Origin of the sequence: Arthrobacter sp. P2b, assembly GCF_900168295.1 — a bacterium.
Lineage (GTDB): Bacteria > Actinomycetota > Actinomycetes > Actinomycetales > Micrococcaceae > Arthrobacter.
Genome location: NZ_FVZL01000001.1, coordinates 210,661 through 232,910, shown reverse-complemented (window position 1 = coordinate 232,910; position 22,250 = coordinate 210,661). Strand labels below are relative to the sequence as shown.

Annotated in this window: 23 protein-coding genes; 10 read left to right on the top strand and 13 right to left on the bottom strand. The window is 65.7% G+C overall.

The features are described 5' to 3' along the window. Nucleotides 1–76 precede the first annotated feature (76 nt). Nucleotides 77–2,071: a rhamnogalacturonan lyase gene (locus B5520_RS01005; protein ID WP_079595198.1), complete on the top strand. Its 1,995-nt coding sequence runs from the start codon at nt 77–79 to the stop codon at nt 2,069–2,071. 85 nt (nt 2,072–2,156) lie between these two features. Here the strand turns inward: B5520_RS01005 and B5520_RS01000 are convergent, their stop codons facing one another. Continuing rightward, complete coding sequence (locus B5520_RS01000) at nt 2,157–3,086, bottom strand: SRPBCC family protein (RefSeq protein WP_079595197.1); 930 nt, start codon at nt 3,084–3,086, stop codon at nt 2,157–2,159. 172 nt (nt 3,087–3,258) lie between these two features. Further along, the gene (locus tag B5520_RS22660) at nt 3,259–3,414 is read right to left on the bottom strand and encodes a hypothetical protein (RefSeq protein ID WP_176156718.1); all 156 of its coding nucleotides are present in this window, start codon (nt 3,412–3,414) and stop codon (nt 3,259–3,261) included. Nucleotides 3,415–3,652: 238 nt separating this feature from the next. On the opposite strand from B5520_RS22660, the gene B5520_RS00995 reads away from it, so the two are divergent. Beyond that, nucleotides 3,653–4,264 (top strand): NADPH-dependent FMN reductase, encoded by a 612-nt coding sequence (locus B5520_RS00995; protein WP_079595196.1) that lies wholly within the window; start codon nt 3,653–3,655, stop codon nt 4,262–4,264. A 75-nt stretch (nt 4,265–4,339) separates the two neighbouring features. Here the strand turns inward: B5520_RS00995 and B5520_RS00990 are convergent, their stop codons facing one another. Then, a complete protein-coding gene (locus B5520_RS00990) occupies nt 4,340–4,813 on the bottom strand; it encodes a sensor histidine kinase (protein WP_079595195.1) in 474 nt (157 codons plus the stop codon). Nucleotides 4,814–5,000: 187 nt separating this feature from the next. Further along, entirely contained in the window at nt 5,001–6,209 is a 1,209-nt protein-coding gene (locus B5520_RS00985) for a rhamnogalacturonan acetylesterase (RefSeq protein ID WP_254865434.1), read from the bottom strand. A gap of 622 nt (nt 6,210–6,831) precedes the next feature. Between B5520_RS00985 and B5520_RS00980 the strand changes: the two genes are divergently transcribed. The 3 genes from B5520_RS00980 (at nt 6,832) to B5520_RS00970 (ending at nt 8,423) form a co-directional block, all read left to right on the top strand. Continuing rightward, the gene (locus tag B5520_RS00980; RefSeq protein WP_079595194.1) at nt 6,832–7,668 is read left to right on the top strand and encodes a response regulator transcription factor; all 837 of its coding nucleotides are present in this window, start codon (nt 6,832–6,834) and stop codon (nt 7,666–7,668) included. Nucleotides 7,669–7,749: 81 nt separating this feature from the next. After that, nucleotides 7,750–8,169: a YkvA family protein gene (locus tag B5520_RS00975; RefSeq protein WP_079595193.1), complete on the top strand. Its 420-nt coding sequence runs from the start codon at nt 7,750–7,752 to the stop codon at nt 8,167–8,169. A 74-nt stretch (nt 8,170–8,243) separates the two neighbouring features. Further along, nucleotides 8,244–8,423, top strand: a complete 180-nt coding sequence (locus tag B5520_RS00970) for a hypothetical protein (RefSeq protein WP_079595192.1) — start codon at nt 8,244–8,246, stop codon at nt 8,421–8,423. Between the two features lie 27 nt (nt 8,424–8,450). Here B5520_RS00970 and B5520_RS00965 read toward each other — a convergent pair whose 3' ends face one another. Continuing rightward, nucleotides 8,451–9,479 carry a LacI family DNA-binding transcriptional regulator gene (locus tag B5520_RS00965; protein WP_079595191.1) on the bottom strand — a complete coding sequence of 343 codons (1,029 nt, stop codon included), beginning with the start codon at nt 9,477–9,479 and terminating at the stop codon, nt 8,451–8,453. 175 nt (nt 9,480–9,654) lie between these two features. Between B5520_RS00965 and B5520_RS00960 the strand changes: the two genes are divergently transcribed. The 4 genes from B5520_RS00960 (at nt 9,655) to B5520_RS00945 (ending at nt 13,207) form a co-directional block, all read left to right on the top strand. Further along, complete coding sequence (locus tag B5520_RS00960; RefSeq protein ID WP_079595190.1) at nt 9,655–10,596, top strand: dihydrodipicolinate synthase family protein; 942 nt, start codon at nt 9,655–9,657, stop codon at nt 10,594–10,596. A gap of 127 nt (nt 10,597–10,723) precedes the next feature. Next, the gene (locus B5520_RS00955) at nt 10,724–12,022 is read left to right on the top strand and encodes an Nramp family divalent metal transporter (protein ID WP_176156717.1); all 1,299 of its coding nucleotides are present in this window, start codon (nt 10,724–10,726) and stop codon (nt 12,020–12,022) included. Between the two features lie 335 nt (nt 12,023–12,357). Continuing rightward, nucleotides 12,358–12,642 (top strand): hypothetical protein, encoded by a 285-nt coding sequence (locus B5520_RS00950; RefSeq protein WP_104443411.1) that lies wholly within the window; start codon nt 12,358–12,360, stop codon nt 12,640–12,642. Nucleotides 12,643–12,898: 256 nt separating this feature from the next. Beyond that, nucleotides 12,899–13,207 carry a hypothetical protein gene (locus B5520_RS00945; protein WP_139386194.1) on the top strand — a complete coding sequence of 103 codons (309 nt, stop codon included), beginning with the start codon at nt 12,899–12,901 and terminating at the stop codon, nt 13,205–13,207. Here the strand turns inward: B5520_RS00945 and B5520_RS00940 are convergent. The 6 genes from B5520_RS00940 to B5520_RS00915 form a co-directional block, all read right to left on the bottom strand. Then, nucleotides 13,173–13,856 carry a DNA alkylation repair protein gene (locus B5520_RS00940; protein ID WP_176156716.1) on the bottom strand — a complete coding sequence of 228 codons (684 nt, stop codon included), beginning with the start codon at nt 13,854–13,856 and terminating at the stop codon, nt 13,173–13,175. The genes B5520_RS00945 and B5520_RS00940 overlap by 35 nt on opposite strands. Before the next feature lie 40 nt (nt 13,857–13,896). Continuing rightward, nucleotides 13,897–14,766, bottom strand: a complete 870-nt coding sequence (locus B5520_RS00935) for a hypothetical protein (protein ID WP_079595187.1) — start codon at nt 14,764–14,766, stop codon at nt 13,897–13,899. Further along, on the bottom strand, nt 14,753–17,320 hold the full coding sequence (locus tag B5520_RS00930; protein WP_079595186.1) for a DUF4062 domain-containing protein: 2,568 nt from the start codon (nt 17,318–17,320) through the stop codon (nt 14,753–14,755). The genes B5520_RS00935 and B5520_RS00930 overlap by 14 nt, the downstream gene beginning before the upstream one ends. A gap of 68 nt (nt 17,321–17,388) precedes the next feature. Next, nucleotides 17,389–17,709, bottom strand: coding sequence for a DMT family transporter (locus B5520_RS00925; RefSeq protein ID WP_104443410.1), 321 nt, complete (start codon nt 17,707–17,709; stop codon nt 17,389–17,391). Next, nucleotides 17,706–18,062, bottom strand: coding sequence for a DMT family transporter (locus B5520_RS00920; protein ID WP_079595185.1), 357 nt, complete (start codon nt 18,060–18,062; stop codon nt 17,706–17,708). The genes B5520_RS00925 and B5520_RS00920 overlap by 4 nt, the downstream gene beginning before the upstream one ends. A gap of 117 nt (nt 18,063–18,179) precedes the next feature. Beyond that, entirely contained in the window at nt 18,180–18,818 is a 639-nt protein-coding gene (locus B5520_RS00915) for an isochorismatase family protein (RefSeq protein WP_079595184.1), read from the bottom strand. 136 nt (nt 18,819–18,954) lie between these two features. Between B5520_RS00915 and B5520_RS00910 the strand changes: the two genes are divergently transcribed. After that, nucleotides 18,955–19,905, top strand: coding sequence for a GlxA family transcriptional regulator (locus tag B5520_RS00910; RefSeq protein ID WP_176156715.1), 951 nt, complete (start codon nt 18,955–18,957; stop codon nt 19,903–19,905). A 189-nt stretch (nt 19,906–20,094) separates the two neighbouring features. Here the strand turns inward: B5520_RS00910 and B5520_RS00905 are convergent, their stop codons facing one another. Further along, nucleotides 20,095–20,640: a LacI family DNA-binding transcriptional regulator gene (locus B5520_RS00905; protein ID WP_181039482.1), complete on the bottom strand. Its 546-nt coding sequence runs from the start codon at nt 20,638–20,640 to the stop codon at nt 20,095–20,097. Nucleotides 20,641–20,873: 233 nt separating this feature from the next. Beyond that, nucleotides 20,874–22,229, bottom strand: coding sequence for an MFS transporter (locus B5520_RS00900; RefSeq protein ID WP_079595182.1), 1,356 nt, complete (start codon nt 22,227–22,229; stop codon nt 20,874–20,876). Between the last annotated feature and the right edge of the window lie 21 nt (nt 22,230–22,250).

Genomic DNA, 22,250 nt, shown 5'->3' with positions numbered 1-22,250 from the left:
CTCTGGGCCCCGCAGTGAAACGTTCCAAACTGTCGTGCGGCAGACTCAGCTGCCGCCGCATCAAAGGAGATGTTCTTTGCCTTATCCCTCGAAATGCTCCCTTCGATCCAGGGCCGGCAGGGCCTGGAAAGCCGCACCCCTTGCCGCTGCCGCCTCCCTGACCGTGGCGGCGCTCGCCTTCACCGGCGTTCCCCTGGCCCAGGCAAACCCCAGCCTTCCGGCTGCATCCGGCAAGGCCGACCTTAAGCGCCAGGTGGAGAACCTGGACCGGGCGCCGGTAGCCGTGTTGACGGACCAGGGCGTCTCCCTGGGCTGGCGCATGTTGGGCCTGGACCAGGACAGCGTCGGGTTCCACGTGATCCGCGACGGAGTCCAGCTCACCGAAGAGCCCATCCGCAACACCACAACCTACGTTGACCCGGCAGGAACCGCAGCCTCGAAGTACGTCATCAAGACCGTGGGCAACGGCAACGGGCAGGACAAGCTCAGTGCCGAATTCACGCCGCTGGCGCAGAACTACCTGTCCATCACGCTGGACAAGCCGGCCGACGGCGTCAGCAAGGATGGAAAGCCGTACACCTACACCGCCAACGACGCCACCACGGCGGACCTGGACGGCGACGGCAGCTACGAGATCATCCAGCTCTGGAACCCGTCCAACGCGCAGGACAACTCGAAGTCCGGCTACACGGGCAACGTCTACGTTGACGCCTACAAGATGGACGGCACGAAGCTCTGGCGCATCGACCTCGGGCACAACATCCGCGCCGGCGCCCACTACACGCAGCTGCTGGCCTACGACTTCGACGGCGACGGCAAAGCCGAGGTCTCCTTCAAAACCGCGGACGGCACCAAGGACGCTGCGGGCACCGTCATCGGCGACGCCGCGGCGGACCACCGCAACAGCGGCGGCTACATCCTGTCCGGCCCCGAGTACCTCACCGTTTTCAACGGCGCCACCGGAACCATCATGGACACCGTTCCCTACGACCCGCCGCGCGGCACCGTGTCCGCCTGGGGCGACGGCTACGGCAACCGCGTGGACCGCTTCCTCGCAGCCGTGGCCTACCTCGACGGCGAGAAGCCCTCCCTGATGTTCAGCCGCGGCTACTACACCCGCACCGTCCTGGTCAGCTACGACCTGGTGGACGGCAAGCTGGTCAAGCGCTGGACGTTCGACTCCGACGCCGCAGGCAGCGAGTACAAGGGCCAGGGCAACCACAACCTCTCCGTGGCGGACGTTGACCAGGACGGCAAGGATGAGTTCGTTTTCGGTTCCATGACCATCGACGACAACGGCGCCCCGCTGTACAACACCAAGCTGGGCCACGGCGACGCCATCCACACCAGCGACCTGGACCCCTCCCGGCCCGGCCTGGAGACCTTCGCCGTGCACGAAAGCATGAGCCAGAGCGGCAACCGCGGCGCCACCTTCCGCGACTCGGCCACCGGCGAGGTGCTCTGGAGCATCCCGGCCACCCGCGACACCGGCCGCGGCGCCGCCGGGGACATCGATCCCCGCCATGCCGGAGCTGAAGGCTGGGCAGTGGGCGGCGACGCCGCCTGGAACTCGCCCGTGGGCCAGCTGCGTTCGGCCAAGGGTGAACTCATTGCCGATAAGATTCCTGCCGCCAACTTCCTGGCCTGGTGGGATGGCGACCTGCTCCGCGAAATTGTGGACCACGACTTCGACGCCGTTGCCGGCGTGGGCGTGCCCACCATCTCCAAGTGGAACTGGGAAACCGAGTCCAGCGACAGGCTGCTGACTGCCAGCGGCGCCCGCACCAACAACCACACCAAGGGCAACCCCTCACTTCAGGCGGACCTGCTGGGTGACTGGCGCGAGGAACTGGCCTTCCCGTCGTCGGACAGCACGGAACTGCGGATCTACACCAGCACCTCACCCACCGAGGTCCGGCTCCGCACCCTCATGCATGATCCGGTGTACCGCACCGCCGTGGCCCGGGAGAACGTGGCGTACAACCAGCCGCCCCACCCGAGCTTCTTCATCGGCGAGGGCATGGAAACGCCGGCCATGCCGTCCGTGACCTACGCAGGCACGGACAAGTAAAAAAAGCAGGAACGGCAAAACGCCGCCCGCCTCGGGAAAGAGGCGGGCGGCGCTTTTGCTGTACGGCTAACGCGGCTCAGGCCGGTCAGTGCTGGCCGAGGTTGCCGCCCACGGGCGGCAGCCCGCCGTCGGGACGGCGGTCCTGCTCGCGGCGCTCGCCGGCGCTGAGGTTCTCGCCTTCCAGCGTCTCGTCGGACTCGCCGGTGGTGTCCACCAGGCCGTTGGTCTGGTCGAAGGCGTGCCCGATCCTGTCATCACCCAGGTCGGCGACCGAACCGGTGGAGCCGGCTGCCGCCGTCGTACCGGTTGTTGTGGTGCCCGTGACGGTGGTGTCGGTGGTCAGCGGCGTAACGGTGGCCGGCTCCCCGGGAGCCACCGGAGTTACCGTTTCGTCCGCAGCCGCAGTTTCGCCCTTGTTGCCGCCGGCTGCCATGGCTGCTGCTGCGCCCGCTGCTGCGGCAACGCCCAGCCCGGCTGCCACCTTGCCCGAGACGCCTGCCTTGCCGGAGTCCCCGCGGGATGCCGCGGCATCCTCAACGCCGGGCGTGCCAAAGGTGGCGCCGGGGTTGACGGTGCCGCGCCAGGCGCCGCTGGCGTAGCCTTCATCCTCAATGAACTCCTTGAACCGCTTCAGGTCTGCTTCGGCCTGCCGGTCCACCACGTTGAGCTTGTCGCCCACCTTCTCAATAAGTCCTTCGGGCTCGTACTCGAGCGTCAGCTGGATGGAGGTCTGGCCGCCGCCGATGTCCTCGAACTCGACAACGCCCGCGTTCGTGGCGCCTTCCGTAGCTGCCCAGGCAACCTTGCGGTCCGGTACCTGCTCAAGGATCTTCGCTTCCCACTGCCGGCGGACGCCGCCGATTTCGGCAACCCATTCCAGCCGGTCGTCACTGAGCTGGGTAACGCTCTTGACGCCGCCCATGAAATGCGGGAACTCCTCGAACTGGGTCCACTGGTTATAGGCCGTGCTCACCGGTACGTTCACCAGAATGCGTTTTTCCACCTTCGTGCTCATAACGTCTCCTTTACTTGTCACCGGGAACTGATGAGTCGGTAAAAATCATCAGCATGCTTACCAACATACCTTTTGGGGGCGCTGGTTTCCAGAGCATGGGAAAGACGACGGCGGCGGTGCCTTCCGAGGTGAGGTTCCGGTCAGTGCCGCTAGGGTGAGCCGGTGAAGGGTTTTATGAGCTCTTCTTGGCTTCAGGAGTCTCGGGCACGTCCGCACCCTCGGCAGGATCCTGGGTGTGGACCCGGATGTCTGTGGGGTCGGCGTCCGGATCGCCCTCGGCAGGGGCCTCGTTATGGACGCGCTGGTCCTGCAGTGGATTTTCGGTCATGGCTGCTCTGCTCCTCCGGAGGACGCGGTGGACATGGTGGGGACTGCGATAGTGATCATTGAGCGCTTCCGGCAAGGGCCTGTCAAGAACCTTCCGTCCGCTCTGGCCGGGGCCGTTCTTCTGTGCTGGACTGGTGATGCACTGAGCACCAACCGCCGCCGCTGGTCGGTACAGCGGCGGCACCTTTTCCAGACGAACATGGACGGCCGGCGTGACCGGCCAGTGGAAGGAAACACTCATGGCACCGTTCAAGATCGGATACTTCGTGGGGAGCCTGGCTACCGGCTCCATCAACCGGGTTCTCTCCCAGGCGTTGATCAAACTGGCTCCGGAGGACCTGGAGTTCACGGAAATCCCCATCAAGGACCTCCCCTTGTACAGCTACGACTACGACGCCGACTTCCCGCCCGAGGGCCGCGCCCTCAAGGAGGCCATCGAGGGGTCCGACGGCATCCTGTTCGTGTCCCCGGAGTACAACCGGTCCATCCCCGGCGCACTCAAGAACGCGATCGATTGGGGCTCCCGGCCCTGGGGAAGCAACTCGTTCGCCCGCAAGCCCACCGGCATCATCGGTGCCTCCGTGGGCAGCATCGGTACCGCGGTGATGCAGTCCTCGTTCCGCAGCGTCCTCAGCTTCCTGGATGCCCCGCAGCTGAATGCTCCGGAAGCCTACATCCACTACAACGCCGACGTCTTCGGTGAGGGCGGCGAGGTCAAGGACGAGGGGACCGCCAAGTTCCTGCGCCACTACATGGACGAGTACGGGGCCTTCGTGGCCCGCGTCCTGGCTGCCAACGCACCCGGCCACATCGGCGACCTCGAGCACGACTCCGCCAAGCTGACGCGCTAGCTTCCGCGCGATCCCGGGACATGCAGATGCCCGCCGTCCCAGCGACGGCGGGCATCGGTCTTTCGGCTGGTGGCCTCAGTCCAGCGGCAGGGTAACGGTCACGCTGGTGCCCTGCCCCGGCGAGGAGCAGATGTCCACGCTGCCGCCGGCTTCGTGGACGGCCACGGACATCAGCCGCAAGCCGTAGCCGTGGTGGCGCCCGCAGGTGGCGAGCCTGCTGTCAAAGCCCGAGCCGTCGTCGGCCACTACAAGGCGGATGCCGTGGTCCACCGCGGCAAGCTGGACGGTAAGCTCCGATGCTTCCGAGTACTTGTAGGCGTTGCTGAGCGCCTCGCGGGCGGACTGGTAAAGCAGGGACGCGCAGTCCGCCGGAATCTCGATGCCCCAGTGCGGAGTATCCCAGCGGACCGCGGTCCCTTGCTGACGGAGGGGCACGGTGAGCCGGTCGATGCAGCCGGCAAGCCCCAGTGTGTAGAAGTCGAGCGGATGCTGATCCGTGAGCACGCCTCCTACGGCGGTTACTTCATCAAAGGCTAATTCGTTTCCCATGACGTCCTGCTCCCCACAAGCTGTTGGTCCTTATGCGTCCAGCATGGACCTGCAACTGCGGGGGTCAGCAAAGTTTTAATCAAGATCGCATCAATTCTGGGTGCGGCATCCGGTCCTGCTGGTTGTGCTGCTTTACGGGCAAGGAACGCCGGCTTCCAGCCGCACCCCTCCGTCGATTTTTGGCTGCTTAGTCGCTGCCGGCCGGGAGGCCCTGCCGGGCCAGGTCCTCCACCACCAGGCGGGCCAGTTCGGTGGCGCCGGCGCGGTTGGGGTGCAACGTATCGCCGGCCATGAACAGGGCCAGCGTTGCCTCCGGACCGATCTCCGTAAAGTAGGCCGAAGCCAGGACATTCAGGTCCACCAGGTGCACGCCCTCCTCCTGAGCCAGGGCCACCGTGGAGTTCCGGTACCACCGGTTGACGGAGGTGTGCACGCCGTCCACAAAGTCGGTGGCGCGGCCCTGCGGAGTCACCAGCACCGGGGTGGCTCCCGTCGCCGCCACCTGCCGCACCATGTCCCGCATGATTTCCTTGAATTCCGCCTCCGTGGTGGCGTTCTTGGCGGCGGTGTCATTGATGCCCATCTCGAGCAGGAACAGATCGCCGGGCTTGATGTACTGCAGGATGGCCTCGAGCTGGCCGTCGTTGCGGAAACCGCGGGCGATCTGGCCGCCCGTGGCCATGTTCCGGACATCGAACTCCTCCGGATCCACGTACTGCGGCAGCATCTGGCCCCAGCCGCCCTGCACGCTGGATTCCAGAGGGTAGTAGCTGGCCACGGTGGAGTCGCCTCCCACCCAGATGGTCGGGTCCATCTCCGGGTGGCGGGACACCTTCTCAATCTCCAGCGCGCTGAGGGTGAAGGCAGTTCCCACCTTGCCCTCGGTAACCAGGAGGTTGAGCTGGCCGTCCAGGACCGGGAGTTCGAAGGAGGCAGTGGCACCGTTGCCGGTCAGGTTCATCTCCTGGAACACGCCTTCGGCGGCGATGCTGGCCCTGGAGGTGTCACCCAGCGTGACGGTCACCTTGTACAGGCCCTCCTTGAGATCCACGTTGAACGTGTTGGCGCTCTTGGTGCCGAACTGGAGGAAACGGACGGCGTCGCTTCCCGCTCCGGTGCCCTTGGCAGGCACGTCCACCATGTGCTCCGGAGTGTTGAAGCCGTAGCGGGTTTCGGGGCTGTAGGCGTGCGTTGCGCTGACGCCGGTGTAGCCGTCTTCCACCGGGCCGTTGCCGAAGTCGAAGCGGTAGTTGCTGGGCTCGGCACTGGCTTCCGGGGCTGCCAGGGTCAGCCCGGCGCCGCTGAGCAGGACGGCCGCAGCGAGTCCGACGGCGGTGGTCCGCTTCGAGATTTTGCCCGGCTGCGTGGGCATGGCGGCGCTGACGATCAAGGTCATCTCCTTTGATGGGGTGGGGCAGCCCGGAGGGGCTGGGGAGCCTCTTTGTAACGATTCATCGCGATGCGTTACAGCATTTGTAACAGCGCCTGCTGTTCGGAGTCAAGAGATTTTGTGCGCTTGATGTTTGGTTTTGGTTGGACATGTCACGCGCTGACCAGTGCGGCTGGTCGCGCGGGAGTCTGCGGTTGTAATCCTGACCCGCGTGGCGGCTTTTTGCCCGCCAATTTTTGTCCGGCATATTCACGGGCGTATCGGAATCGGGAATATGGCGGGCAATATTGGAGTGAGTGTGCGCTGCACCGCATTTTGTAAGGCGCTTCTGAGGGCGCTCCTCGTAGCGGAATGAGGAGCAGGCGACGGTGCACAACCCGCGTGTGACCTGCGACTACGTCGCCGGCCGAAGCGGAGGCGACCTCGTGAAGGCGAGCGAAAAATCGTAAAAGAAATGCCATATTTGCGAACCTCAAGAATCACTCAACCTGTGCCAAGGAAAGCCAATTTGCCCTATTTGATTAGGTAGGCTCAGGAGCGCATTCCGCAGACCATACAAAAAAGCCATCCGTCGGGCTTGCGGCACCGAATGCACTATGAGTACGTCAATACGGGATGCGGGGCATGCATGGTGGAGCGCGGTGTTGCCGTGGTGGTCGAGGACGACGACGACATCAGGTCCGCCCTGACGCAGGTGCTGCAGCAGTCCGGGTTTGCCGTGCACTCGACGTCCTCCGGCTGGGCTGGCGTCGAAGCGGTCCGTACCCACAATCCGGACATCGTCACCATGGACGTGGGGCTGCCGGACTTTGACGGGATCGAGGCGTCCCGGCGGATCAGGACGTTCAGCGACGCCTACCTCATCATTGTCACCGGCCGGGTGGACGAGGCCGACGCACTGATGGGATTCGAGGCGGGTGCTGACGACTACCTCACCAAGCCGTTCCGGCCTCGGGAATTGCGTGCCCGGATTGCCGCGATGCTGCGCCGGCCCCGCACCTTGCAGTCCGCCCCCGCCGAGCGCCCGCAGGTCAGGCGCCGCTCGGGGCGTCGCCAGCCCCGGCAGCTGTCCGAACATCCCCTGGCGGCCGCTGCCGTTCAGCAGCCGGACGACGGGCCGGACCTTGCAACGCCTCCGGACCGCTGCGACTTTGCCCACCAGGGATTAACCCTTCATGAAGGCTCCCGCCAGGCCGCCATCGACGGAGTGCCGGTGGACCTGACCCGCACCCAGTTCGACCTCCTGCTGTTCCTGATGGAGGGCGGCCGGACGGTGCAGAGCAAGGCTGACCTGGTCCGGCGCCTGCGCAATGAGCCTTATGCCACCGGGTCCTTCGTCAGCGCCGGTGAGGAGCGTGCCGTGGAGGTGCACATCGGCAACCTCCGCAAGAGGCTGGGCGACAATTCCGGCCGCCCCCGCTGGGTGGAAACCGTCCGCGGGGTGGGCTACCGCATGACGCCGTAGACGGGCGGATCTCAACCCGTCCGTTCCGGCGTACCCTCGTACAGGAGCCGGAACCCGTCCGGCCCTGCGGAGGGGTGAAGGATGTCCTGGGAAACCGTCGCCGGAATCGTGGCAGGGGTGCTGCTGGCATACGCCGTGCTCCTGTTCCTCCTGTGGCTCTACGCACGCCGCCACCCGGAAACCGTCACCATGAAGGACGCGCTGCGGCTGCTCCCGGACCTGTTGCGGCTCATCCGCAGGCTGGCCGCGGACCGCACTGTCGCCGTCGGAATCCGTGTCCGGCTGGTGCTGCTGCTGGCCTACCTGCTCTCACCCATCGACCTGGTTCCGGACTTCATCCCGGTGATTGGCTACGCGGACGACGCCGTCATCGTGGCGCTGGTGCTGCGCTCGGTCATCAAGCGCGCAGGTGCCGACGCCATCCGCAGGCACTGGCCTGGAAGCCCTGCAGGACTGGACGTCATCCTGAAAGCGGCCGGTCCGGTTGCGGGACCGCGGTAAATAAATACACAACCTTCGGCGCCTTTCCAGCCGAGGGCTGTTAGCGTGGAGGCCCGGCCAATGAAGGAGGAGCGATGACCATCAACTCACCCGATTCCCTGCCTGAGGACGAGCCCCGCGAGGGTGCAGCAGGTACCGAAGGCAAGAACGACGGCGGGATCCCCAAGGGTGGCGATGGCATTGGCATCTCAGCCGATGCGGAGCCGAACACCTTCGAGCCCGAAGAGGACCCGGACGCCACCGAGGAGCCTTAGCCGGCGGATGCGGGCCAGGTGGCGGGGCTAGGACCTGCCGGATTTCCCTTCGAAGCGCGGCCCGCTGGATTCGCGCGGAATCAGCGTGGGAATGGACTTCCGAACCCGCGGTTCCGAGCCCGGCTCCATGATGAGGTCGATCGCCGTCCTGGCGATCTGGTCCAGATGGACGTGGACCGAGGTCAGGGGAGTAGGGAGCCGTGACGCCAGTGGCGTGTCGTTGTAGCCCACCAGTGCCACATCGGTGCCGATCCTCAAATGATGCCGGTGGGCCGCTGACATGATTCCCATGGCGATGTTGTCGTTCGCGGCGAATACGGCGGTGGGGCGAACGGCCGCGTCCAACAGGGCTTCGCCTGCTTCGAACCCGTTCTCAATGCCGTAGCCGCCAGCAATGACCCAGTCCTCCCGGGGAACAATGCCGGCCTCGTTCAAAGCCCTGCTCGCTCCGGCCAAGCGTGCGATGCCGGTTGAAGTGAACGACGGGCCGGTAACGACGGCGATGTCCCGGTGCCCGAGGTCGATCAGGTGGCGGACGGCAAGGTAGCCGCCCACCTCGTCATCCCCCAGGGCCGAAGGACTTGCGCCGTCCGTGCGGAGGACCAGCGCGTGCGCCACGTTGCGCTCGCGCAGCAGCCGCGGAAGCTCGTCGTCGAGCCGTGCCGTGGCAAGGATCAGCCCGTCAACGTTCCGGTCGAGCAGCGTCTCGGCAGCACGGCGTTCATCATTGGGATCGTCCCCGCTGGTGGCCACCATCGCGAAGTATCCGCGGGCGGCCGCGGCACGTTCGAGTTCCTCGAACATCAGCGCCATGACCGTGTCGCTGAGGCGGGGGACCAGGACGCCCAGGGTCCGTGTCTCGCCGCGGCGAAGGCTGGAGGCAAAGGAGTTCCTGCGGTAGCCCAGCTCTTCGGCAACTTTCCGGACATGCGCGGCGGCAGCGGAACGGGAAGCGGTCCGCTCATCCAGGGCGCGGCTGGCGGTGGAAATGCTCACGCCGCTGGCTGCGGCAACGTCCTTCAGCGTGACGATGGTGCCCGGCGTGGCCCGTTCCATGGCGGTTCTCCTCTTCCTTGGCGGTGTACAGACACTCTATTCCTGAAATCTGCAAACGTTCTCTTGACAGTGACCTGTGACACGGCGCACAATGAAAACGTTCCCGCAAACGTTCTCATCCAGAAGAAACATCGCGGGACTGCCGACCATCAAAGAAGAGAAGAAGGTAGCTGCAATGACACTCGATCTCCGCGGACTCAGCCCCGCACCTGTCACCCCGTTCACCGAAGATGGCGCTGTCGACTTCGCTGCGATCCAACGTCTGGGCTCGTGGCTCGGATCGATTGAGGGCGTGAAGAGCCTCGTCGTCCTGGGGCACGCCGGCGAAGGCACGTTCCTTACCGAAGAGGAGCAGCTGGACGTTATCCGTGCGTTCGTGGCGTCGACGGACGGCCGTGTACCGGTCGTAGCGGGCATCACGAAGGAAGGCAACAAGACCGCGGCCCTCGAGGCCAAGAAGGCCGTCGAGGCCGGCGCAGCAGCTGGTCTCGTCTACCCTTCGCACGGGTGGCTGCGCTTCGGCTACCAGAAGGGCGCCCCGCAGTCGCGCTACCAGGAGATCTATGAAGAGTCCGGCCTGCCGCTGATTCTCTTCCAGTACCCCGACAACACCAAGGCGACCTACGACCTCGAGACCCAGCTGGAGATCGCCGGCCAGGAGGGCGTCTTTGCCACGAAGAACGGTGTCCGGAACATGCGCCGGTGGTACACGGAGATCCCCGCGCTGCGCGCCGCGTATCCCGAGCTGCAGGTGCTGTCCTGCCATGACGAGTACCTGCTGCCGACAATGTTCGATGTTGACGGCCTGCTCGTCGGCTACGGCAACATCGCCCCCGAACTGCTCGTCGAACTGATCGAGGCCGGCAAGGCGCAGGACTACCCGCGTGCACACGCAATTCATGAGCGGCTGCTGCCGGTGACCAAGAACGTTTACCACCGCGGTTCCCATATGGAGGGCACCGTCGCCTTGAAGTGGGGCCTCGTGAACCGCGGCATTCTGGACCACGCCACAGTCCGCACCCCGCTCCTGCCCCTGCCCGAAGGCGCCGAAACCGAAATCGCGGAAGCCTTCGCCGCCGCAAACATCGGCAAGGTCACCACCACCGCTGCCGTTTGACCCCACCCATCACGGGTCCTCACGGGTGGCGGGCTCCTTTGGCCCGCCACCCGTGCCCCAGCTTTTACTCTCCATCCCGGGCCAACGCACGCCCCCAGCAATGTCGCTGTATAAGGAGGACTCGCAGATGCGCGAGCACAATAGGACCATCACCCATCCCGGATCGACGGAACAGAAGATGGCTGCACCGCACGTACACCCCGCACCGGCAGGAACCGGGAAGCGCCGGACGTTCCTGGGCTACCTTGCCCTCATGGGCCCGGCCTTCGTCGTCGGAGCCTGGCAATTCGGACCCGGCAACCTGACCACCGCCGTCCAGGCCGGCAGCCGCTTCGACTACAGCCTCGTCTGGGTCATTGCGGTCTCCACCATCCTGATGATCTTCTTCACGGACATGAGCGTCAGGCTCGGCATCGCCACTCCCACCTCCCTGATCACCTCCATCAAGGAACACCTCGGCAACTGGGTGGGCGTCCTGGCAGGATTCGGCGTCTTCGGCATCACGCTGATGTTCTCCGTCGGCAACGCCGTTGGCTCCGGCCTGGGACTATCGCTCATTTTCGGCGGATCCCCGGTCCTCTGGACGGTCGTCTGCACCGCCGCCGTCGCCTTCGTCCTGGCTTTCAAGAACGTCTACGGGATCGTCGAAAAAGCCCTCCTGGTCATTGTCGTCCTCATGGGCATCGCCTTCATCGCCAGCACCGTGGTCGCACAGCCCGACTGGTACCGCTCCCTTGAAGGCATGGTCCCCACCCTTCCGGCCGGAAGCGAAATCCTCATCGTCGCGCTCGTAGGCACCAACTTCTCCATCAACGCCGCCTTCTACACCTCCTACGGCATCAAGGAACACCGCCGCACCCGTGCCGACTACCGCGACATCACGCTCGTCGACACCATCCCCGGCATCGTCGCCCCCGGCATCATGACGGCCCTGGTCATCATGGTCGCCGCGGCAGTCCTCGGCAAAACCGGAGCCGAAGCCGGAACCATCAACGCCCTCGCCTCCATCTTCACGCCCCTGGCCGGCCCCGTCGGTGCAATGCTCTTTGCCCTCGGCCTCTCCGGAGCAGCGTTCTCGTCCATGATCGCCAACGCCACCGCCGGCGGCACCATGCTCTCCGACGCAATGGGACGGGGCGCCAAGGCAGGATCAGTCGCCGCCCGGATCGTCACCGGCATGATCCTCGCCTTCGGCCTGATCATCACCCTGTCCTTCCAGTCCTCACCGGTGGCCCTGATCGTCATCGCCCAATCCCTGACCGTACTCATCGCCCCCATGCTGGGCCTCCTGATCGTCATCATGGCCAACAGGCGCTCCGTCATGGGCGATCTCCGCAACAAGTGGTGGCACAACCTCTTTGGAGCCATCGGCCTCATCGCCATCATCGCCTCCTCCATCAGGCTCATCACCACCCTGATCGGCTAGAAGACCAAACACCCAGACCCCTGAGTAGTGCCCGGCTCATCGAGGCGGGGCACTACTCAAGGTTTAATCAAGATTTGCGCAAGCCGACCGAAACGGTCTGGAACCGAGATTACTGGCGGGTAAATTTCTACCTGTTTCCACGTTATTTCCCCCAACACGGAAGCAAAGGAAGCCCTCGCGCTGGAGCCCGACTCGCGTGGGGGCTTCCGCCCAAACGGACGAAGGGGTTGCAGGAACTGCCGCCCACTTTCACTGGTGGACGCGATCAATGGGTTTCCTGCATTAGCCGGGGATCGATCCTTTCAGACCATGCGCGTGGTTGCTATCTTGTGTCGATGGACGCTGCCATTATCGGTCTCCTTGGTGCTTTGCTCGGCGCGGTTCTGACTTATGCCTTCAACCGCAAGAATGCATGGGACACCCGACTTCACGAGACGCGCATAGAGGCGTACCGGAACTTTGCAGCGGCCGCCATGGAGTACAGACGTGCGGTTATGGACGAGTGGTTCGAGGGCCACGACGTGGATGAAAAGACAGTGGACGATGACGTTCACCGCGCCCGTGGTTCCGCGTGGTCTGCGTACTACGGGGTGGGGCTACTTACTAGCACAAACGCATAGCCGAGCTGGCTCGTGAAGCGCTAACACGCATCACCGCATTGAAAAAGGTAGAGAGCCGGAAAAGCTTGAATGTGCTGGGCGAAAGCTGCCGGGAAGATGTCGAAAAATTTGTGGAAGCAGCGCGCGCGGATGTCCTGTCGCGTGGCGTGCGGAGGCGATCTTCCTGAAACCCCGGGCGGCGTGGAGACTCATCCGGTGGAAGGAAGGGCTGTGGGCGCTGTTTGTGCTGGTCGCAGCGTCGGCCATGGCGTGCGGCTTGGCTGACAGCTTCAGTTTCCTGGTGCGTCCGCCAACATATGTTGAAGGGCACCGCATGGTCCTGCTCGGAGCGATCGTATTTGCCGGGGCATCCGTGTGGGCTGCCTTACAGCGCAGGTCCCTCCACACGATCATCTCGATGGCGCTTCCCGCCGTCGTGGTTGGAGGGCTGGCCATCCAGATGCCCGACAGCATCCTTCAAAACGTCGTCGGGCTGGCCCTCATACCCATCGCACTGGCCATGATGCTGCTGGAGATCCAGGCTCCCGGACCTACTGATCCTGCTTACGTCGCACCATCTCGTTGATCCAGCTGGGCGCGAACGGGGACGTGCAGCCCGCAGGGGTCGGGTAATCCTTGAGGACCTGCAGGCGCTCGCCGATCTCCAGGGCACGGGCGCGGTGCCCGGCGTGCTCAATCCCGATCTGCGCCAGGCACGTGTTCATGGCCCACTGCAATCGATCGGGAGCACCCTGCATTTCCGCCTCGATGATGTCCAGCAGGCCGTCAAGGTCGAGGCCCTCGGGCTTCTTCACCACGCGTTCGCTGGTGAGGGCCCAGCCGGCGCTGGCCACTATCGGATCCGGATCGGTGAACCAGGCCTGCCGCAGTTCTTCGGCGTGCGGGCCCTTCTTCACCACGTAGTTCACCAGCCAGTCCTGCACCTTGGGGGACCGCGCCTCGCGCAGCATGGTGTCCAGTTCGCCAGGTTCGAACGCCTTCGGCCGGCATACCAGCAGTGCCAGCAGCCTGGCCGCCGTGTCGCCGGTCGACCACAGCTGGCGGGCCAGGTCATGCTGGATCTTGAGCCGCTTCGCGATGGCGCGCAGCTTGGCCAGGTTCACGCCGTGGTCGTCACCGTGCTTTTCGTTCACCTCGCGTGCCCTGGGGTCCTCGAGCGCGGCGAGCTCGGCCATCAGCTCAGCCACCTGCGGGTCGGTCAGTGTCTCGGCCACGTCGGTCTCCTGTCCATTGCGTCTAGGGCCAGCCTAAGCCCTACCCGAAACGTTCGGCGGTGGTGCCGGCGGACGCCCCCGCGCGCCTCAGCCGCAGCTCCGCCCACAGTGTGAGCGCTCCGTAGGACACGAGGGCGAGCAGCACGAGGGTCACGAACGCCCACGCGGCAGGCCGCTCCCAGTGCACGTCGGAACTGCCGACGGCGACCGAGGCCAGGATGAATACGAGGCTGACCAGCTGGGCGGCAAAGAGGACGCGGTAGCTGCTCCACCGGCGGTCCACCACCATGGGCGCGTTCACGAACCCGGTGAGGCTGAGGACCGCTCCCAGCGTCCGGGCGGTCAGCGGAGTGAGGTCCCAGCCCCAGCTCTGAATGAACAGCGCCGGGAACAGGAACATCACCAGGCCCGTCAGGGTGGCCACGCCGCCCACCCCCACCAGCGCCCGGGCAACGTGGTCCGGGATCAGCACATCGCGCGGCGCCGGAACCTGCGGATCCGCGCGGCGCTGGGCGAGGGCGGCCGCGGCCACGAGGAACGGGGTGGACGCGTAGAGCGCCGCCCAGGCGAAAAACGAGAGATTCCGCGTAAACAGCCCTTCATGCAGCGCGGTGGCGATGCCCAGCAGTGACGCAAAGACGAAGACGGGCAGGAATCCGCGCCGCACGCGGTGCCACTGGCCCGTCCGGAGGACGGCGGCGAAGAAGATGATCCCGCCGATATACGCCGAGCCCAGGATCATTCCGGTGAGGGGCGGCCTGATGGGCCAGGCGAACAGTTCCGCGATGCGGCCGGGGAGGAAGACGAGGATGGCGGCGGCGATCAGGAGGAACGGCAGGATGAAGGCTGCCAGCCACCGTACCGGGCGCAGCACGTGGTCGGTCCCTGCGACCGGCTCACGCGTGGGCATTGGCGAGCACCTCCGTCAGCGGCAGGGAACGGCCGCGGGAGGCGCCGTCTTCGAACGTCCGGCCCAGCCCGCCTGAACGCAGGGCCTCAACCACCGGTCCGTGGAAGGAGGCGACGGCAGGATTGAACAGGCCCGTCCGCTGGCGCAGCGCCTCCGCGGCGCCGGCCAGCTCGCCCGCGCGGGCCACGTCGCCGTGCCTCGCCGCGACGGCCACCAGTCCTTCGAGGCCGTACGCGATGCCTTCGTCGTGGCTGAGGCCCGCCGAGATCTCCAGGCCGCGCGCGAAATCCTGCGCGGCGCCGTCGACGTCGTCCTGCAGCATGCGTGCCCAACCCCGGTGGTGCAGGGCGATGGCGATGCCGAGGGGTTCGCCTTCCTCACCCGCGAGCGCGAGGCTTTCCTCAAAGCGCGACGCCGCCGCCTCACCTTCGCCGGCGACGAGCAGCACCCTGCCCATGGTGACGAGGGACATCGCCTCGCCCCAGCGGTCGCCGCCCGCGCGGAAGCAGTCCAGGCTGCGCTCCAGGGCGCCGATGGCCCCTTGGACGTCCGGGACTGGGGCAGCGAGCCGCGCCAGCGCTGCGGACACCAGCGCGAGCGCTTCCCCTGAGGCATCGCCGGACCGGGCGAAGAGCTGCGCGCTGCGGGTGAGGCCGCCGACGAGGTCCACGTCCTGCTGCTGCCAGAAGGCGACGGCCCGGGTGAAGTACAGGGCGATGGCCTCGGCGCGGCTGGAGAGGCTTTCACCGCTCGCCGCCGCTTCATCGAGCAGCCGCGTCATCCAGAGGCGGACCTGGCCCAGCAACCCGCCGAGCCAGAGGTAAAGGTAGAGCGACCAGGCGAGTTCGGCGGCGCGGTCCCACTGCCCTTGGGTGGTGAGCCATCCGACGGCCGAGGCGAGGTCGGCCCGCTGGAGCGTGAGGTCGGCGAGCCAGCGACCCTGGTCGCCGGTGCGCAGCCCGTGCGCGGCCGCGTGGGCGAGGCCGAAGAAGTACTGCGCGTGGTCGTCGCGGGCATCGTCCCACTCGTCCTGGGTGCTGAGGGACGCGGCGAACGAGCGGACGGTGGCCAGGAGGGTGAAGACGCTTTCGCCGCCGACGTCGCGCTGGCTCACGAGGCTGGACTCCACCAGGGCGTCGAGGGCATCGAGGGCTCCCTCGCCCACCAGGGCCTCCGCCGCGGCCAGGGTGAACGGGCCCGTGAAGACGGCGAGCCGGGCCAGGGCGGCGCGGGCGGACGCCGGCAGGAGGTCCACGCTCCACAGGATGGTTCCGGTCAGCGTGCGCTGCCGTTCCGGCAGGTCCCGGGCGCCGCCGGACAGCAGGCCCAGGCCGGTGCCGAGCCGCTGCAGGATGGATTCGGGGGTGAGGGTGCGGATGCGGGCTGCTGCGAGTTCGAGGGCGAGCGGAACGCCGTCGAGGGCGCGGCAGATCCCGAGCACCGCCTCGCAGTTGGCGGGGGTCAGCCCGAAGTCGGGCCGCACCGCGCGGGCGCGTTCAACGAACAGCGCCACGGACGGGATGCCGGCGGCTGTCTCGGGTGTGGGCCGGGCGTCCTCCGCGGGCACCTCGAGCGGCGCCACCTCGAATGTGCGCTCGGGGCGCACCCGCAGGGGAGAGCGGCTGGTGACCAGGAGCGTGAGTTCCGGCAGCGCCGAAATCAGCTTCATGACGACGGCGGTGGCGTCCAGCACGTGCTCCATGTTGTCGAGCACCAGCAGGAGCCGGCGGCCCTCCAGCGCCGTGACCAGTTTGTCCTCCAGCGGCCCGTCGCCGGCGTCGCGGACGCCGAGCTCGTGGGCGATGGCCGCCGGAACGAACTCCGCCGAACGGACGGATTCGAGCATGACAAAAACGACGTCGGCCCCTTCCTTGGCGATTTCGGCGGCGACTTCGATGGCGAGCCGGGATTTGCCGATTCCGCCGGGACCTACCAGCGTTACGAGCCTTACGTCGGGCCGGTCCAGCAGTTCACGGACGGTGGCAATGGCGCCGCCGCGCCCCACGATGGCGCTGTACGGCGCAGGCACGCGCCCGCCGTCGTAATGCTGTGGCGGCGGTTCCTCCGCGGCCGGGCGGCTGGCGTCGAACCGCTCGGCGAGGAGGACGGCGAGGTCGGCGCGGACCAGGTCGCCGAGTTCCTGCGGGTCTCCGTACCTCTTGTAGGAGGCGTCGTCGTCGTTCCGGATGCGGTCCAGCAGCCCGTCCAGGCGAGGCTCGCGCGTGACGCCGTCCTTGACGTAGATCAGCTTGGGCATGCCGGCGGACAAGGCGTACTCGTCCTCGAGCCCGGACACGTCCTCCCCGGGCGCCACCCAGCCGTAACTGCCGCCGTAGATGCCGACGAACACGTCGCTTTGCGCGAGGTAGGAGCGGTACAGGGAGCGCGGCGGGTGGGGGCGGGCGCCGAGCTCGAACATGACCGGCGCCAGGTGCAGTGATTCGACGGCCTCGCGGACGGCGCGGCGCTCCGGCTCGAGCTCCCGCAGGGTGGAACTGACGAAGACCCTGATGCGTTGGTCGGGTGTGCGGATCGACACCGCAGGTGCGTCCATCTACGCAGTTTGGACCCTGCCGGCGGGCCACGTCCACCACTTTCGGCCCTGGCGTGCCCCCTTCGGCCCTAGTGTGCCGCGCCGAGCTCGATCAGCAGGACGCCGCCGATGATGAGGCCGAGCCCGAGCATCATGACGGGGGTGATGGCCTCCTTGAAGAAGACCCGGCTGGCCAGGGCGGTCAGTGCCACGCCGGCGGCCGCCCAGATGCCGTAGGCGACGCCAAGGCTCATGCCCTGGTCCAGGGTCAGGGTGAGGAGGGTGAAGGCAAGGAAGTACCCGACGGCGACAGGGATGTACCAGCGGCGCTTGCCGGTGGAGGCGACGCGCAGGAAGAGGGTGGCGGTGACCTCGGTGAGGATCGCGCCCGCGAGAAGCAGCCACATCATGAGCGGGCCATTTCTTTCTCGGGTTCTTGTGCCGGTTCTTTGTGTGACCCCAGTTCCACGCAGAGCACGCCGGCGATAACCATGGCGACGCCGATCATCATCACCGGGGTCAGCGCCTCGCCAAAGATGAGGGCGGCCAGCAGGACCGTGAGTGTGACTCCCAGCGCGGCCCAGATGCCGTAGGCGACGCCGAGGCCCAGGCCTTTGCGGAGGACTGCTGCGAGGAATCCGAACGAAGCGGTGTATCCGGCAACAACCACAATGAAGAAGGCAGGATTATCCAGCGCCGCTTTCAGGGAGAGGGATGCCGTCACCTCACTCAGGATCGCGCCGGCGAGAAGAATCCACTTCATGTAAACAGTCCTTGATGATCGGTTGGGGATTGGTCCCCTGTTGGGAACACCGCTGATGGCGCTGGTGTTCCCGGGCTTCCCACCCCCGTTTGCCCCGTGGGAAGCCCGGGGCGCTGGTTAGGCCTGGGGGACCAGTTCGGAGCCCGCGATGGCGGAGCTGCCGAGGTCACTGCCTGCGAGCGCCTGCCGGGTGTGCAGTGCGTTGGTCCACGTATCAGTATCGGCCACCGCTGCCCAGTTCGAGTTCAGCAGGGTGAGGAGTGTCGTGTGCACGGCCTTTGCGTCGGCGAAGCCTGCGTCGTTGGCGAGGTTGATGGCGCCGGTGGCGTCGGAGAGAACCTCTGTGGTGAAGCCAAGGAACTCTGCCTCCACGGCGGAGGCGAGCACGCAGTTATTGGTCATGTAGCCGGCCAGGGTGACCGTGTCGACGTCGTGCTGCCGCAGCCACTCGGCGAGGTCCGTGCCGGCGTAGACGGAGCCGTACTGCTTGACCAGCGACTTCCACCCGGCGGTTTTGCGGCGCTCAATTTCGGGGTGCAGCTCGAAGCCTGGCGTGCCGGGCGCGAAGACCGGTGCTCCTTCACCTGCGGTGTGCTGGATGACGGCAACGGGCATGCCCGCGGCGGTGGCGGCGTCTACTGCACGCGCGATGGTGGGCAGGGACTCCTGGTGCGGCGGGTACTGGATTTCGAGGGGGCCGCTGAAGTACTGCTGCTGCACGTCGATGAGGATGAGGGCGCGGCGGGGGGTGCTCATGTTGATGGTTCTCCCTGTTGGTTCTTTGGCCTGCCTTGTGGCGGCTTTTCCAGTCTTCCGGTTGCCGGTGGTTGCCAACAGTGGCACGAAGGCGGATATACGATGGATTCGGGCCAATATAGCGGAAGGGGCACTTTTGAGGATCGCGGTGTACGCCTTCGATGGCGCGACGATGTTCCACCTTGCTGTTCCGCAGATGGTCTTTGATGAGGTGGCCCGTCAGGGTCTTGCCGATTGGAAGACTGTTCTTTTTACTGACCAGGAGGGCGGTATTACAAGCGCCGAGGGCTACCGGCTGGGCGAGGTGAAGGGGCCCGCGGCCGCGGAAGAAGCGGACGTGGTGGTGGTTCCGTCATGGTTCGACGACGGGCGCGTCCCCAGCGATTCGCTGCGGCAGGTGCTCCAAGGGGCGCACGGGCGAGGGGCGCCGATTTTGGGGTTGTGCCTTGGCGCGATCCCCGTCGCCGACGCGGGGTTGCTGGCGGGGCGTGGGGCGGTCACCCATTGGCAGGCCTTTGATTCTCTTGCTGTGCGGCACCCCGATGTGCCGCTCGACCGGTCCGTGCTGTACATCGACCACGGTGACGTCCTCACCTCCGCCGGCACGGCCTCTGCGCTGGACGCCTGCCTGCACCTGGTCCGCGCCCGGCTCGGGGCGGAGGCGGCGAACCAGGTGGCACGCAGCCTGGTCATCGCTCCGCACCGGGAGGGCGGGCAGGCGCAGTACATCGAGCACCCGGTGCCGGGGCGCTCCACGGATGATCCCATCTCGCGCCTGCTCGAATGGGCTCTGGGCCGGCTCGGTGAACCGCTGACCATTGACCGGCTCGCGGCGCAGGCACACCTGAGCCGCCGCACCTTTGTCCGCACCTTCCGGGCAGCAACGGGGACAACCCCGGCCGCCTGGATCCGCGCTCGCCGACTTGATGCCGCCCGGCGGCTTTTGGAGACCACGGACCTGTCGATAGATCAGATCTCCGCCGACTGCGGGTTCGGCAACGCCGTGACCCTGCGGCAGAACTTCGCGGCCGCTTTTTCCACCACGCCGACGGAATACCGGCGGCGGTTTGATGCGCGGGTTGGGTGACGGCTCGGGCGGACGCGTGCCCGAAGCTGTCAGGATGAGGCTTAGGACTTCCCTGAAGGGCCGTCTGGTATTAACCGATTAGGTCCTATCCTGACGCGATTTTGGGAGTCGCCTGACGTCAGGTTGGGGTGTGCCCTAACTGGGCGAAGGCCCTGTGGGCCGGATTATATGTCGACGTAACGAGCAGGTTTAGGTACCGGTTTTCGCATCTGCGGCCGCTGCCTCGCTACTGTCAATCATGCGGCGGCCCATGCCACCGTCAGTCCAGATCCAGAAACACGATTTATCTGGCATCACTTCGTCCACTGTGCCGCTCAGGAGTTCTGGCCCCACCCGCAACGTAAGTTGGTTCCCGGGCATTAGAATCTCCAGATCGAGGCCAGAATTCGCAGGGGCAAAACAGGAGTCAGTGACAGGATTCAATTGCGTTTCCATGACCTTTTGGCGGCCGCTGCGGATAGACTCTGGCCCCCTTCGTGGACCGGGTTTCGCATTGCTTGGCACCAGTCCACGCAGCGCCTTCGCGTGCGGATCGGGATGAAAATCCATTTCTCGGATGACGATCTGGACTCGCTCCCTAGTCCGGAAAGCAACCAGGTCTGGATGGTTGACGACATTTGAGACTGTGGCGACAGATACGCCTGCTGCTTCGGCTACATCGCGCATTCTCGCGCCCGAACGCGGTAAGTCTTCTGGCATTGCCCGCCTATCGTTGAGCTTGTCGAAATCGCTCACGGTCAACCTTTCTTCGTCAAGCACTAGGAACAGGGTCAGTCTGGCGTCAGCAGCCAAGGGAGCCGAGCGGCGCGAGTGGTCTTTGGCCATGGCCCCTGCCCGGCAGTGAATCACCCTCTGTTGATCGCACTTCCCGGAAATTCGAGTTCTTCCGTCCAGACTGCACCGCGTCTACGGCAGCCCGCGGGCGCCGGGCGCGAGCGGCTTTAGGAGCGCTCCCGCCCGGCGTTGCGTCAGCGTACGCCCTTCACCTTGAGGACTACGAGACCACCAGCAACTGCCAGGGCAGCGGCCGCGACGTAGACGAGGGAGTAGTTGGGCTCCGCCCCTTCTGCGACCCCGATGGTCAGGAGTCCGGCGGCAATGATGGGTGCGACTGCCTGGGGGATGGTGGTGGCGAACTGGGTGAGGTTGATGAAACGGGCGGCTTCCGTTTTCCGTTCGGGAAGCACATCGAGGAAAAGGGCCTGATCTACAGCGGAGAAGATGCCGATGGCAAGGTTCGCCAGGAAGGAGCCGACAATCATGACCGTCAGGTCAGGGGCGAGGACGATGATCACCGCACTCAACGCGAAGAGCAGTGCGCTGCCGAGAACGAATACCTTACGGCGGCGTAAGCGATCCGAGAGGAAGCCGCTGCCGATGGCACCTCCAAGAGTGCCGAGGATCCCGATTCCGCCGATGAGGGCAACCGTGCTGCCGATATCTTCGACGGGAATCCCCAACCGGGATGAGAAGAAGTATGCGGTGTAGGTCGTGTTCAGTGTCAGGGCGGAGAAGAACAGGAACCTTCCAAGCCAGTTCCAGGAGAAATCGGGATAGCGTCGTGGGTTGAAAACGTACTTGGAGAGGATTGTAACGGCTGTAAGGGGAGAGAGCTCCATGCCGCGGCTGTCCTCATCACGGAAGAGGAAGACGAACAGCATCAGGAATACCACCATGATTGCGCCCGGGATCAGGAACAGCAGAATGGGTTGGCCGGCGACAGTGCCGCCGATAACTGCGCCCACGACTGGAGCGACCATTGTGGCGAAGCCTGAAAGGCCGCCGACTTTGCCCCGCTGGGACTCCGGAACACGGTCAGCTTGAACTGCTGAAAAGAGGTTCGCAGCCTGGCTGAGGCCCATTTGGGCGATGACCCAGCCAAGGCCGAGCACGAAGATGCTGGGGGCGAGCCCCATGATCGTCAGGCCCACGATGCCGACCAGCATGCCCCCGACCAGCCAAGGCCGGCGGCGTCCGAACCGTGACCGTGTACGGTCGCTGAGCTGGCCCAGAAGTGGTCCGACAAGCAACGCGGCCAGAGACCCGATGCCCAGCAGCAGGCCAAGGTATTCCGGGTTGCCGGGGGCCAGTGCGTTGACCTGGATAGCCAGGGAGATTGCGATCGGGGTAACGAACGCAACGTAGGTGCCGAAGAGGCCAAGGATCAGGATCAGTATGAAACCGCCACTGACCTTGGGTATCGGCGATTCACCTGTCGAGGGAGCTGCCGCGAGAAGTTGCGCGGTGTCTTCTGCAGCGCCCGCAGATGCTAGGGGGAAGGTGCCTTCGGCTGGCGCCGGCGGTTGGCTCCTGGGTGTACCCATGGGAGTGACTCCTTTGTCGGA